The sequence below is a fragment of the Hyphomonas chukchiensis genome (assembly GCF_000682695.1).
Lineage (GTDB): Bacteria > Pseudomonadota > Alphaproteobacteria > Caulobacterales > Hyphomonadaceae > Hyphomonas > Hyphomonas chukchiensis.
This window is the reverse complement of record NZ_AWFG01000063.1, coordinates 48069-61183: the sequence shown is the minus strand read 5'-3', so window position 1 is coordinate 61183 and position 13115 is coordinate 48069. Positions and strand designations below refer to the sequence as shown.

11 protein-coding genes are annotated in these 13115 nt (G+C 55.5%); all 11 read left to right on the top strand.

The features are described 5' to 3' along the window. Positions 1 to 27: 27 nt before the first annotated feature. The 11 genes from HY30_RS19845 to hutC all read left to right on the top strand — a co-directional run bounded on the left by HY30_RS19845 (position 28) and on the right by hutC (position 13029). Entirely contained in the window at positions 28 to 288 is a 261-nt protein-coding gene (locus tag HY30_RS19845; protein WP_081812306.1) for a DUF2933 domain-containing protein, read from the top strand. After that, positions 285 to 962, top strand: coding sequence for a methyltransferase family protein (locus tag HY30_RS15680; RefSeq protein WP_155839376.1), 678 nt, complete (start codon positions 285 to 287; stop codon positions 960 to 962). The genes HY30_RS19845 and HY30_RS15680 overlap by 4 nt, the downstream gene beginning before the upstream one ends. 102 nt (positions 963 to 1064) lie before the next feature. Then, positions 1065 to 1940 (top strand): patatin-like phospholipase family protein, encoded by an 876-nt coding sequence (locus HY30_RS15675; RefSeq protein WP_034742882.1) that lies wholly within the window; start codon positions 1065 to 1067, stop codon positions 1938 to 1940. 69 nt (positions 1941 to 2009) lie between these two features. Continuing rightward, positions 2010 to 3074 (top strand): fatty acid desaturase, encoded by a 1065-nt coding sequence (locus HY30_RS15670; RefSeq protein WP_034742880.1) that lies wholly within the window; start codon positions 2010 to 2012, stop codon positions 3072 to 3074. A gap of 10 nt (positions 3075 to 3084) precedes the next feature. Continuing rightward, entirely contained in the window at positions 3085 to 4230 is a 1146-nt protein-coding gene (locus tag HY30_RS15665) for an NAD(P)/FAD-dependent oxidoreductase (RefSeq protein ID WP_081812305.1), read from the top strand. Positions 4231 to 4711: 481 nt separating this feature from the next. Beyond that, the gene (locus tag HY30_RS15660; RefSeq protein WP_034742876.1) at positions 4712 to 7447 is read left to right on the top strand and encodes a TonB-dependent receptor; all 2736 of its coding nucleotides are present in this window, start codon (positions 4712 to 4714) and stop codon (positions 7445 to 7447) included. A gap of 237 nt (positions 7448 to 7684) precedes the next feature. Next, a complete protein-coding gene (locus HY30_RS15655) occupies positions 7685 to 8410 on the top strand; it encodes a cupin domain-containing protein (RefSeq protein ID WP_034742874.1) in 726 nt (241 codons plus the stop codon). Between the two features lie 50 nt (positions 8411 to 8460). After that, the gene (locus HY30_RS15650; protein ID WP_155839375.1) at positions 8461 to 9441 is read left to right on the top strand and encodes a hypothetical protein; all 981 of its coding nucleotides are present in this window, start codon (positions 8461 to 8463) and stop codon (positions 9439 to 9441) included. A gap of 80 nt (positions 9442 to 9521) precedes the next feature. Beyond that, complete coding sequence (locus tag HY30_RS15645) at positions 9522 to 10235, top strand: hypothetical protein (RefSeq protein WP_034742869.1); 714 nt, start codon at positions 9522 to 9524, stop codon at positions 10233 to 10235. Then, positions 10236 to 12077 (top strand): NADH:ubiquinone reductase (Na(+)-transporting) subunit F, encoded by a 1842-nt coding sequence (nqrF, locus tag HY30_RS19495; protein WP_051615571.1) that lies wholly within the window; start codon positions 10236 to 10238, stop codon positions 12075 to 12077. A 247-nt stretch (positions 12078 to 12324) separates the two neighbouring features. Further along, positions 12325 to 13029 (top strand): histidine utilization repressor, encoded by a 705-nt coding sequence (gene hutC, locus HY30_RS15630; RefSeq protein WP_051615570.1) that lies wholly within the window; start codon positions 12325 to 12327, stop codon positions 13027 to 13029. Positions 13030 to 13115: the final 86 nt, after the last annotated feature.

The following is a 13115-nucleotide window of genomic DNA, read 5'->3' as shown; positions in this document are numbered from 1 at the left end:
CAACACACAACAAGAAGGTTTCGTGCAATGCACAATAACAACCATTCCAGTCACGACGAGCACCAGCCCAAAGGGCGCAGGTATTGGTGGCCGGTCATTGCCTTCGCCGCAGCCATTGGGTTCCTGCTTCTGTATGAGCACAGGGCTCACATCCCCGGCAATCTCGTCTTCGCTGCAGGGTTCCTGCTTTTGTGCGGTGGCATGCACCTGTTCATGCATGGCGGGCATGGAGCCCATGGCGGTCATGGCGCAAGCCGCGACGATGAAGATCAAGGAACACCCCAATGAAGGGCGAGATGGCTCATTCTGAATACGGTCTCTGGTTTCTGGTCATTCTGAACTCGGCAATTTTCATCATTTTCGCGTTCAGCTTTGCCAAACCATCCAAATCAAAGGACTGGACATCTTTCGGCGCGTTCAGTGCTTTCGTCATTGCCCTCTTTACAGAAATGTACGGCTTTCCCCTGTCGATATATTTCCTGTCGCCCTGGCTTGAATCCCAATTCCCGAACATCAATTGGTTTGCCCACGATTCAGGACACTTCTGGGAGATGATCTTTGGCTGGAAGGACAATCCTCATTTTGGCCCGTTTCACTTTATAAGCTTGGCCTTTATCTTCCTGGGCTTCAGCGTGTTATCGTCGGCTTGGCCGGTCCTTCATGGCGCGCTGCGCTCGGGCAAACTCGCGACGACCGGCATCTATGCACGGATGCGCCATCCGCAATATGCCGGTTTCGTGCTGATCATGTTCGGCTTTCTGGTGCAATGGCCGACCATTCTGACTCTGGTCATGTTCCCGGTCCTGGTCTTCATGTACGTGCGCCTCGCCCTTCGGGAGGAAAAGGACGCCGAAGCTCAATTTGGCGAGGAATACCGCGCCTATGCGGCTAATACCCCGCGCTTCTGGCCGCGCTGGCGCCGGCCATCCCATTCTGGAAATGCTTCTGGCCCAGGCCTCTAGTCGTATCGGTAGGACAGCGTCGCGCGTTGGCGGCACCTCACTGAAAGACAGCTAACGAATTTGTATCGGGGACATTCAACCCTTTGTTCGAAAGGAACTATCGTGCACCACAAACCCTTCGGACTCGTACTCGCTGGCGGCGGCGCGCGGGGCATGGCCCATGTCGGTGTGCTCAAGGCGCTCAATCATCTTGGTTATTATCCGGATACGATCGCAGGCGTCTCGATAGGCGCGCTGATTGCGGCAACCTACTCTTTGAACAGGGATTGGTACCGGGATCTGGTCGCAATGGACGTGTCGGGATTTCCTGCTGTACCTGATCTCAGGGCACGGCACATGCTGGACAGAATCAAGAACTTCGCGATCGCTGGACGCGAACTGCGCGCGCTTGCCTTTGGCTGGGGCGCCGGCGAGCATACCGTCGACTGGGGCCGCTCTGTCATCGAGGAGCTGACACTTGGCAAGGATCTCGGTTCCGGACGTGTTCGGACGTATATTACCGCTACCGACATTCTGACCGGCGAGCGGGTCGTCAAGACACGTGGCAATGCCGTCGATGCGGTCTATGCAAGTTCGGCCCTGGCCGGCATCCTGCCGCCCTTCAAAGATGGGCCTCACCTCCTGATCGATGGCGGGTACTCAGACAGTTCGCCAGTCGATCTGGTACGAGAGGCGGGCGTTGATTGCGTCATAACAATCGATCCGGGCCAACGACAGGTCGACCAGTCCCCTAAAAACGGTCTGGACGTGTTTTTCAGATCAATTGAAGTGACCCATAACGCATTTTCGAGATCGCGCGACAAGGAGGCAGACCTGGTTCTCAGGCCCGATTATGGCGTATCGGTCGGGGTGCTGGACTTTGCACACAAACGCCGCTGCATCGCTGCCGGTGTCGCCGCCGTCCGACGTGCTGCACCCCGACTGGAAACGCTTCTGACGCCCGTCTGCGAAAGCCTGCAAGTCGTGAGCGCGCAATGATCGGCTTATATTGTACCATACTGTTGGAGCAGTCCATTCCGCTTCACGACGACCGGCGAGGACCAATTCATGACTTATGCCTATAGGGCGCAGGACTCCGGCTCGCCAGAAGCCCCGGCTCGCAATTGGATAAGGATTTTGGCCGCCTATCGGCACCCCTCTACGATCCGTAGCCTGTTCGAATTGACGGTGACACTGGTTCCTGTGTTACTGTTATGGGGCGCTGCGGTTTGGTCGACCTCTGTCAGCTACTGGCTGACCCTCCCGATCAGCGTCATCGCATCAGGTTTTCTGGTGCGATTGTTCATGATCCAGCATGATTGCTCGCATGGAGCATTTTTCAAATCGCGCCGGGCAAATGACTGGACCGGCCGACTAATCGGCATTCTGACCCTGACACCCTATGATCTCTGGAAACGCTCACATCTTGTGCATCACAGCGCTCAGGGAAATCTCGATCAGCGCGGCGTCGGGGACATCCTGACTTTGACCGTGGATGAGTACAATGCCCGCACATTCGCAGGACGCCTTGCCTATCGGCTCTATCGCAATCCCTTCGTTCTCTTTGGGGTCGGTCCGATCTTCATTTTCCTGATCCACCATCGCCTGCCGGTTGGATTCCTGCGCGCCGGTTTCAAGTATTGGGTGAGCGCCATGGGTACGAACATCGCTATCGCCATACTCCTGATTGCGGGGATCGTTGCATTGGGCTGGCTGCCGTTTCTGGTTACCTATCTGTTCATCACCTCATTGGCTGCGATTATCGGCGTTTGGCTGTTTTATGTGCAGCACCAGTTTGAAGACACTGTGTGGGACACAAGCGACAACTGGCAGCTTCACGAGGCCGCGCTTTATGGCAGCTCATATTATGACCTGCCGCCGCCATTGCGCTGGATGACTGCCAATATCGGCATCCATCATGTCCATCACCTCTATAGCCGCATTCCCTTCTACCGGTTGCCTGACGTATTGCGGGATCATCCCCGCCTGGCAGGCACAGGGCGCATGACGCTCGGCGAGAGCTTCAAGACAACCCGGTTGAAATTATGGGATACGCTCGGTCGGCGCCTTGTAACATTTGAAGCCGCGCGGGCCCTGCGGAGAAACGCGGCGCCCCGATCAGTCAAGCCTTGAGGACGGCGATATGGCGAACCACAAGGGCATCACCATTGTTGGCGCCGGACCGGCTGGCCTGACGTGCGCAATTGTGCTCGCGCAGGCTGGAAAAAAGGTAATGGTGCGCGAGTGGCACGCCGATATCGGCCACCGGTTTCATGATGACTTTCAGGGTCTGGAGAACTGGACTAACCCTATGGATGCCCTCGACGAACTGGCTTCAAGCGGCATTTCAACCGGGTTCGCCTATCACGGAATGAACGAAGGCGTCGTTTTTGACAGTCAGGCCAAACCTCATCGTGTCCACGGCGAGCGACCCTTGTTCTACCTGTTGCGACGTGGCGCTGGCGATGGCACGCTGGATCGTGCCTTGCTCGACCAGGCAATTGGTGCGGGTGTCGAGGTTCGCTTTAATGACCGTGTGACGTCGACGTCCAGCGAAATGGTTCTTGCTGGTGGACCGCGCCGCGCCGACATCATTGCAGTGGGGAAAATCTTCGATACCGACATGGAGGACGGCGCCTGGCTTGCCTTCGGGTCTGAACTGGCGCCGAAAGGATACGCCTATCTTCTGGTTCATGAAGGTCGCGGTACGGTGGCGAGCTGCATGTTCTCTGGCTTCCGCGACCAGGCGGAACACCTCGCGGCCACCTTGGCTTTTTTCGAACGTCATGCCGGATTGCGCATGCAAAACCCAAGGCCATTCGGCGGCTTCGGCAATATCCGCCTGCCACGCACGGCCGTGCAAGGCGGCTATCCTGTGATCGGCGAGCATGCGGGGTTTCAGGATGCACTCGCCGGGTTTGGTTTGCGCTATGCCATTCGGTCCGGACGACTGGCTGCCGAAAGCCTGATCAATGGGACGAGCTATGCCGATGCCTGGCAGCAAGCGCTTCGACCCGGCCTTCGTACCGGCGTGGTCAACCGCTTCCTGTTCAATGTCGCAGGTCGGCGCGGCATTGACTTTCTGATCAGGCAGCTGGGACGCTCAGAGACTGGCGGCATGCTTGCCCGTGCATACAGTTCTTCAGTGCCAAAGCGACTTCTGTTTCCGCTGGCGCGTCATCGTTATCGGGGACAGCTGAACGATCCAAGCTGCAATCATCAAAATTGCGATTGTGTCTGGTGCCAACACGGCGAACACGAGACCAGCACCATGGTGGCGCAATGGTGATGCGGACGCCGTCTTCGAGTTGCGTTTCGACCGCAGCAGGCGTCGCGTTCGAGAGTGAGGGTCGACGTGTCTGGCTCCGATCACGGGTACACGTGAAACGTAGCTCGCCAGACAAACGCCTCGATTTTCTTGAAACGGAAAGACGAAGATGGAATGGAAAGTCCGCTGATGACAAGCCCGTCAGGACCAGGCCTCAAATGACTCGGTCCGGTCGATCACACTGGGCAGATGTGCGTCGACAACGGCGCTGGCATGCCGCACGCACTTTCCGGGCCACCTTAAACGTAACGCCCCAAGCGCCGACACGTTTCACCCGCACAATTCTTGACCAGCGCGCCTGTATTTTGACCTGCACGCTCGAAAGATAACGAATAGTTTAAGAACGGGGTTGACCCACACCGGACAGGTTGTCTAGACAGGTACATACTAAACCTAAGAAACCATCTAAACCCAGACAATCAGACATGGCGGGAGTCGGACTATGAAATCTCTTAAGAACAGTATCCTGATGAGTGCAGCGCTTGTTCCTCTCGCGTTTTGTTTGACCTCATTGCCGGCGGCGTCCCAGGAAGCGCCCGCAGATGATGCGGCCAAAGTCGAGGATACGATCACGGTTACCGGTAGCCGGATCAAGCGCAAGGATCTCACCAGCGTTGGCCCCGTAACTGTCCTTGACAGCGTACAGATCGAACAGACCGGGATAACAAATCTCGAAACGCTTCTGCAGCGCCTCCCGTCATCGGCAGGCTTCGGCGGCAACTCGAGCAGTGCGTATTGGGTGTCCAATGGTTGGGGTACGCCGCAAATCAACTTGCGCGGTCTTGGTGTCAACAGAACCCTGGTCCTTCTGAACGGCCGCAGGATTGTCTATGGCGGCACCGGCGCGAATAGCGCTGTCGATCTGTCCATGATCCCGATGTCTCTGGTGTCGCGCGTCGAAGTCCTCAAGGATGGTGCGTCTGCAACCTATGGCGCCGATGCAGTTGCTGGCGTGATCAACCTGATCACCAAGGAAGGCTATGACGGGTTCGAGGCATCTGCCAAATATGGCATGACGGATGAAGGTGACGGCGAGGAGTTGCTTCTGGATTTGAGCTGGGGAGTGACGAGCTCCAAGGGCGATGTCATGTTCAATATGAGCTATCAGGACTCGGGCGCAGCGCCTCTCTGGGACGAGAGCCGTGCACCTTGCCCAGGCACGCCGGGCCCCAATGGATTTGTGTGTGACGGTTTGAGCTCATCGACCATTGGCGGAAGAGGCACATTGCCAGCCGGCTATGTCATGCCCGATGGAACAGTCCTGACCGGACCGACCCGAGTGAACTTCAATCAAACCCTCGGCGGCGACGGCGATTCCTTCCAGATATACGACGGCAATCGCGATGGCTTCAACTACAACCGGTATTTCAACGCATCCAACCCCCTTGAGCGTCTCAGCTTCGCGACTTTTGGCACCTATCACCTGACCGATAGCGCCGACCTGTTTGCCGAACTCCTGTACACAAAGCGCTGGTCGACGCAGCCGGCCTCTCCGGCCACGCTGGTCAATATTGGGTTTGATGCATCGCACCCAACCAACCCAACAGGCGTCGATTTCGTCCTGGAGCGTCGCAGACTGCTCGAAAATGGTGCGCGCACATTCGAACAGGAGACAGACACTTTCCGGATTGTGACCGGGCTCAAGGGAACGCTCGGAGACATTTGGAGCTACGAGGCTTCCCTGAACTGGGGACGTAACACCGGCTCCGATTCCATCCTGAACAACATCAATACCGGACGCCTGGCGCAAGCCCTCGATCCGGCCTTGTGCGGCACGGGCGGCATCCCGTGTGCTGACCTGTTTGGATACGGGGACGTCACACAAGAGGTACTCGACTATATCGTGTTCACGGAGACGGGCCTTGGCGGCAATGAACAAAAAGCGATCAGCGCCAGCATGAGTGGTGAAGTGTATCAGCTTCCCGCCGGAATGCTTGGTGTCGCGTTCGGCGCAGAATGGCGCGAAGACAAGGGCTGGCGCAATCCGGATTCCCTGTCGGTCGCAGGTCTCGCGCTCGGAAACCAGCAGGATCCGATTTCTGGAGCAACCAAAGCGAAAGAAGTCTTTGCCGAAGTCAGCGTCCCTCTTGTCAAGGACATGCCTCTTGTCCAGTCACTGGATTTCGATGGCGCTATTCGCTATTCCGACTACGATCTGTTCGGAAGCGACACCAACTACAAGGCCGGACTGAACTGGCGCATCAATGACGGGGTCAAGCTCCGGGGTACCTTTACGACAGCTTTCCGTATCCCGAACATTCCGGAATTGTTTGGCGGCGTGTCGGAGGGCAATCTGACGACGGTCGACCCATGCTCTGGATGGGCATCCCTTTCGCCGACAAGCAACATCTACCTGAACTGCCAGGCGGCCGGCGTGCCGACCAATTATATCCAGCTTGGCAATACAGTCCTGACAGATGCGGGTGGCAATCCGAACCTTGAGCCGGAATCGTCGGAATCATTCACCATCGGCACAGTGCTTCAACCCATCGAGGGACTGTCTGTTACGCTCGACTACTTCGACATAAAGATTGACAATGCCATACGGACGACCCCGGGATCGACCAAACTGTCACTCTGCTATGAATCGTCAAACCTGTCCCACCAGTTCTGTGCTCCCGAGCATCATACCCGGAACCCATTGAATGGTGATGTCAACTATCTGTCGACGCAGAATGCGAACACTGGCAGCGAGACAATGAAAGGCCTCGATATCGGCGTGGTTTACGGTTTTGAGAAATTCGGTCTCGACCATTCGATTGATTTCAACGCCACTTATCTGTCCGAGTATGAAACTGTCGCTTTTGAGGGCGATAACCCCACAATGATCGCAGGCTATATCGGCGGCGGTAATGGGGGGTACCCGGAGTGGCGCGCAATAAGCTCCTGGACAACAACATCGAGCAAGTGGTCGGGAACCTATTCTGTCCAGATGATCGGCGAAGGCGACGATTTCTATGCGACATCAGGACCGGGCTCTCATATTCCGGCGCAATTCTATCACAATGCGCAGTTTTCCTACGATGTAACTGAAGCCTTCCGGGTAACCGCCGGAGTGGACAACATCTTCCAGAATGACCCACCTTTCGTCGCCAGCTGGACAGATGGAAACACGGACACGATGACCTATGACCTGCTTGGCCGTCGCGGTTACATAAGACTGAGCTACAGGAAATAGGCCGAGGGCGTATTCTGCGGACAGGCCTCTCGCCTGTCCGCAGCGACGCTCCCTGGAATCGAACTTTTTCGGTTTTCAATCCTCCGGGCAAACGAGGAGGGCGAGACCAGAAACGATGCTACGCAGACGCGCCAGGTCACCGCGTTCGGGGGCGGGTCTGCCTCGCTGGCCAATAGCAAGAACCTGGTCCAAGCATCACCTTCGTCCGAAACGGACCAATTCAGCTGGGAGATATTTATGCATACGAAGCATCTGCTTTTGACTCTATCCGTGTTGGCGCTGGCGGCCTGCGCAACCCATCCTGAGCGCAATGACGACCATGGTCATTCGCATGGGTCCGAGGCGATGCCTGATGCCGATGGGCATTCTGGCTCGAAAGTGCAGGACGCGCGGCTTGTGGATGCCACACATGACGCGCCGGCCTATATTCAACTGGCCAATAATGTCGAGATCATCGAGGACGTTGCCGAGGCGATGCAGAACGCCAGCAGCACGTTCACCCATGAAGGATTTTTTGGCCCACTGCTCTTCGGAGAAGAATTGCGCGCATATACTTTGCGGCTTGAACCCGGAATGTTCCTTTCCGAGCATCCCCACCCTACCGAGAGCATTGTCTATACGATGGCAGGGCGATGGGTCCTCAGCAGCGAAGGCAAGCGGCAAGTCATGCAGGCCGGCTCGATTTTTCACTTCGGTTCCAACATGCCGACAGGATGGGAAGCCGCGTTTCCAGAGGGCGCAGAGATATTGATTTTCAAAAAGAAGCGGGAAGGTGAAAATTATCGATCCTTCACCGATGGCATGCACGCGCTGGCGGCGGATCTGGATAGACAGTACAATGAGGGTGAGACTTTCTATTATCACCAGCTCGACGCCGATCACCCTGCCATAGCATTTGCCAGGCAGCACAATCCTGAATTCGATCAACTGGTTGAAGCATCCAGGACAGTCTCTGTCGAATGACAGGACCGCTCTTGATACGCACAATTCGTGACTTTGATTAGGAAGTCCCCATGATCAATAAATTGATATGCGCTGTGATGCTGATCGGGGTTTCGTCGGGATGTACGTCACCATCTGTGTCCCCGCCTCCAACGGACGTTATAGCTGAACCCCGGACGATTATCTGGACAACCATTAAAGCGGCAGAGGTCGCCGCCCTGAACGCTGACTTGCAGGCCGGGAAACCGACAGTGGATGTCGGACTATACTACCCGTCCAATCTTCATGAGGATGCTAGAGCCATATTGCCTCTGGAAGGGCTCCTGGAGGAATTTGCGAACGCGAAGCGGGTCTTCGAGCCGACGGGAATCCAACTTAATCTCCTGTGGCTAAAGACCGGCACAGTCGATCCGGGCTTTCTCGCTATCAACTCAACGAGCGACCGTTCGCAAATGCCTTCAGGCGGCTATGGCAACTTGTATGTCCAACGCAGCCAAACGCCCTCGGAATTGTCGGACGGCGCGCTTGCGGCTTTCGAAGGCATTATCGAACCAGCCGACAACAATAGCAGGACGGTTTACCTCCTTGCATTGCAGAACGTTTACATGACCTTTTTCGAGAATCTGGATGATACCGGACGCAATTGGGCGCCCAAGGTTGTCAATACGTCCGGACTTTCATTTCCGTCCTACATGTACGGGGACACCATCCCGGATCGCATCCGTGGAGTCATAACGCTCACAAAGCATGACTCAAAGAACAAGCTTACGATCGCCCATGAGCTTGGACACAAGCTGATCAATGTAAGTCATGAATACAAGGCGATTGGTCCGCAGCACGAGATACGTTCCGATGAAGGCTTGATGCTTTACGGTTCTGGATCCCAGATCCCGTCGGGAAAGGAGGGACGCTGGCATCAGGAACGTCTGTTGCTTTCCCCTTATCTCTATCGCCTCGACAAGACCGGCAAGCAGATATGGAATGCCGATTATGAAGCGGGAGGATTTTACTACGACCCGCTTTACGGAGACTACACGATTGCCTTCGAATGATAATTTGTGAGGCGCTCGTGGACCTGCTTCCTGGCTCTGCGGCCTTCGGCCATGAGAGCCACCATTACAGAGAGTGACAGATGACCAGAATGATCGCGTTCAGAGTTCGGCAGTGGCATAAATGGGTGTCCTTGATTATTGGCGCGCAGGCAATGATCTGGTTAGCAAGCGGCCTCTATATGGTCGTCATGAACCTCGACTTCATACATGGCGACCATCTGGTTCGGAACATGTCAGACACAATTTCCAGTGGCTATGAGCCCAGAATTACATTTTCGGATGTCCTTGCTGGGCATCCGGACGCCAATGAGATCGTTTTGACGAATTGGATTGGGAAACCCTTCTACAGGATATATTCGCCTGCGGGCGCGCATCTCGTCAACGCAGAGACTGGGAACGAACAGTCCCCTCTCGGAGAAGCTGATGCGATCTCCGTAGCGCGCTATCATTATGCGCGGTCTGGTGAGGTCAGTGCAGCAACACTGCTGGAAAATGACGCCGAGGCTCCGAGTGAAATTCAATCCCGGAAACTGCCTTTGTGGAGGATCGATTTTTCTGACGCTGGTTCGACGTCTTTTTATGTGTCTCCAGACGACGGCTCCCTGATCACGCGGCGGCATACCTATTGGCGAGTATTCGATTTTGCCTGGATGTTGCACATCATGGACTACAAGGAGCGCGCCGATGTGAACAACAATCTCCTGCGAATTGCAGCGGGACTAGGCCTGTCCCTGTCAATTCTGGGATTGTGGTTGCTCTGGTTCAGCTTCAAGCGCCGCCAGGGAGACCGATAGATGATGGGGATCGTTCGACAGGCGCACAAGTGGATTGGCCTCGTTCTGGGCTTCCAGCTCGCTCTCTGGATGCTCAGCGGGCTTGGTATGGCAATTCTGCCCCATGACAAGGTCTCCGGGGAGCACCGCAAGGCAGAACATGCCGAAACAGCCTCGCTTGAATCAACAAGGGATCAGGTCAGGTTCCTGCCAGAAGTAGATGACCGCGCTGTCCGTCAGATTCGGCTCCGGACTTTCAATGGTCGGCCTGTGTACGAGATCGTCGCCACTGACGGCAACTCGCTGTTGGATGCTGAGACCGGACGACCCATCGTCATAGACGAAGCGCTTGCAATCGAAATTGCGCGTAGCGATTATTCCGGACCGGGACGAATTTCGAAAGCCATATATGTAGCAACTCCCACGCTGGCAATCCGAAATCACGCCGCCCCTGCCTGGCGGATCAACTTCAATGATCCTGAGCGTACAAGCATCTATGTTTCCGCCGCCACCGGGCAGGTCTTGGAGAGGCGCAACCACTATTGGCGAACATTCGACACCTTGTGGATGCTCCATATCATGGACTACCAGAACCGGTCCAATTTCAACAACCCGCTTGTCGTGATATCAGCGCTTGTTGTGTTCTGGTTGGGATTGAGCGGGATAGTCCTGTGGTGGGACAGTTTCCGGCGCCACGACTTCAATCTGGTTGCAAAATGGCGCAACCGCAAGAAACGTCTCACTCTGTCGCTTACCGACAGTGAAGGCGGAGCGGTCAGGGCGTTCGATGCAAAGCCGCAGCAATCCTTGTATGCCGCTATGGAAGAACAAGGCTATCCCCTCCCCTCCTCATGCGGAGGCGGCGGCACGTGCGGCCTTTGCAGGGTGAGGATCAGTCCTGAAACGCCCATCACGCCTGCTGATCGCAGACAGATCCCGGAATCGGAGCTTGATTCGGGATACCGTCTGGCTTGCCAGCACCGGGTCGACACAGCCCTTTCAGTCATACTTCCTCACGGTCTGCTCGACGCGAAAACCTTTACTGGGACAATTGTGTCATCTGAGTTTATCGCTCCTGACATGTACGAACTTCGAATTGCGCTACCGGAGCCTCTCGCATTCAGGGCGGGGAGCTATGTTCAGGTGGAAATTCCGCCTTTCAGATCGCATCTGGACCAGCTGGACCTGCCTGACACAGTCAGGCGTCAGTGGCAGGCGTCAGGGACGGCAAAAGCGTTCGGAACCGATACACCACTCCATCGAACATATTCACTTGCCAACTCTCCCGGCGAACTCGGGAGCGATATTTTGTTGAACATCCGTCTCGCGCTTGCGAAGCCCGACACGTCGGGCGTTCCTGTCGGCATTGGCTCTGCCTACCTGTCCACGCTTCGTCAGGGCGATACAGTCCGGTTAAGAGGGCCGTTTGGAGACTTTCATGTTTACGACGATGGCGCTGAGATCGTGTTTATCGGGGGCGGCGCCGGCATCGCGCCCATACGATCCATGATCCACGACCAATTGGTATCGCGAAGCAGGACGTCGAAAGTGTCGTTCTGGTATGGCGCCAGGACACAAGAGGATATTGTGTACAAGGAAGAATTCGAGCACATCGTAGACAATTGCCCGAATTTTTCCTGGCATGTCGCGCTTTCGCACTTGAACGAAACCGATGCCTGGACCGGAAAGCGCGGGTGGATTCACGAAATTGTGCGTGACCAGTATCTCGCATCCCATCCCGATATCGCTCAGTGCCGCTTCTATGTGTGCGGTCCACCACCGATGCTTGAAGCGGTCCTGATGCTGCTGAATTCGCTTGGCGTTTCTGAAGAAAGGATTGCATTCGACGACTTTGGCAATTGACATGACAGATCGGTGGAGCTGCTGAAGTTGTCTTGAAATTGCCCCACCATGCGAGATATCGACATTTCAGCTTTGATCCGTTCGCCCGGAAAGGAACAAAATTCGGTGCGCCGCGACTCAATCTTCCGATAAATGGACCAGACGTTCCTTCTGGCCGATTCAATCCGCCATAGCATTAGATCATTGCGACCTTATTTATTTCGACACGATACAACTGTTTAAGACATTCATTGAGGATAGATCACGCGTGCCAGCCCCTCTTTACGAACAAATCAAGCGTCATATTACGGGCCTCATCGAAACTGGTGAGTTGAAGCCGAATGATCGCGTTCCGTCGGAAACAGATTTGGCTGCCGAATTCAAGGTAGCCCGAATGACCGTACACCGCGCTATCAAGGAGCTGAAGGATTCCGGCGTAGTATTGCGGATAGCAGGGGTCGGAACATTTGTCGCCGAGGCGCAGTCACGCGGCCAGCTTATCACCGTCAATAATATCGCCGACGAAATACGCGGTCGGAATAGTTCGTATTCTGCAATCATGGTTCAAAATTCTCTTGAGCATGCATCTCGCATCGTTGCACAGCAGCTCGAAATCGAACCGGGTTCCGAAGTATTCCATTCGATCGTCATACATGAGGAGAATGGCTTGCCCTTGCAGCTCGAGGAACGCTTCGTGCCCCAGGCCATATTGCCTGGCTACGGAGAACTGGATTTCAGCAAGGGGACACCGAACGAGTATCTGATGAAGAACGCGCCGCTTCAGAAATTTGAGCATAGGGTCAGATCCATCATTCCTGATGCAGAGTCGCGCAAGCTATTAAAGATAAACAAAACCGAGCCCTGCCTTTTGCTGCTTCGCCGAACCTGGAGCTGTCGCCGAATCGTTTCGTTCGCCCGCATGATTTATCCAGGATCTCGATATGAGTTCCTGGACCGTCTGGCGACGTCCTGACAGGCCGAGCGCTGCAAACCTGTCATTCCGACCATTCGAATCTCAGGCCATCGTCCGACCGGATGGTGCCACCGTGGGCCTGGATC

Excerpts from the sequence above, each read along its gene's own strand:
- HY30_RS19845 (WP_081812306.1), top strand. The coding sequence starts at position 28 with ATGCACAATAACAACCATTCCAGTCACGACGAGCACCAGCCCAAAGGG.
- HY30_RS15680 (WP_155839376.1), top strand. The coding sequence starts at position 285 with ATGAAGGGCGAGATGGCTCATTCTGAATACGGTCTCTGGTTTCTGGTC.
- HY30_RS15670 (WP_034742880.1), top strand. The coding sequence starts at position 2,010 with ATGACTTATGCCTATAGGGCGCAGGACTCCGGCTCGCCAGAAGCCCCG.
- HY30_RS15665 (WP_081812305.1), top strand. The coding sequence starts at position 3,085 with ATGGCGAACCACAAGGGCATCACCATTGTTGGCGCCGGACCGGCTGGC.
- HY30_RS15660 (WP_034742876.1), top strand. The coding sequence starts at position 4,712 with ATGAAATCTCTTAAGAACAGTATCCTGATGAGTGCAGCGCTTGTTCCT.
- HY30_RS15655 (WP_034742874.1), top strand. The coding sequence starts at position 7,685 with ATGCATACGAAGCATCTGCTTTTGACTCTATCCGTGTTGGCGCTGGCG.
- HY30_RS15650 (WP_155839375.1), top strand. The coding sequence starts at position 8,461 with ATGATCAATAAATTGATATGCGCTGTGATGCTGATCGGGGTTTCGTCG.
- HY30_RS15645 (WP_034742869.1), top strand. The coding sequence starts at position 9,522 with ATGACCAGAATGATCGCGTTCAGAGTTCGGCAGTGGCATAAATGGGTG.
- nqrF (WP_051615571.1), top strand. The coding sequence starts at position 10,236 with ATGATGGGGATCGTTCGACAGGCGCACAAGTGGATTGGCCTCGTTCTG.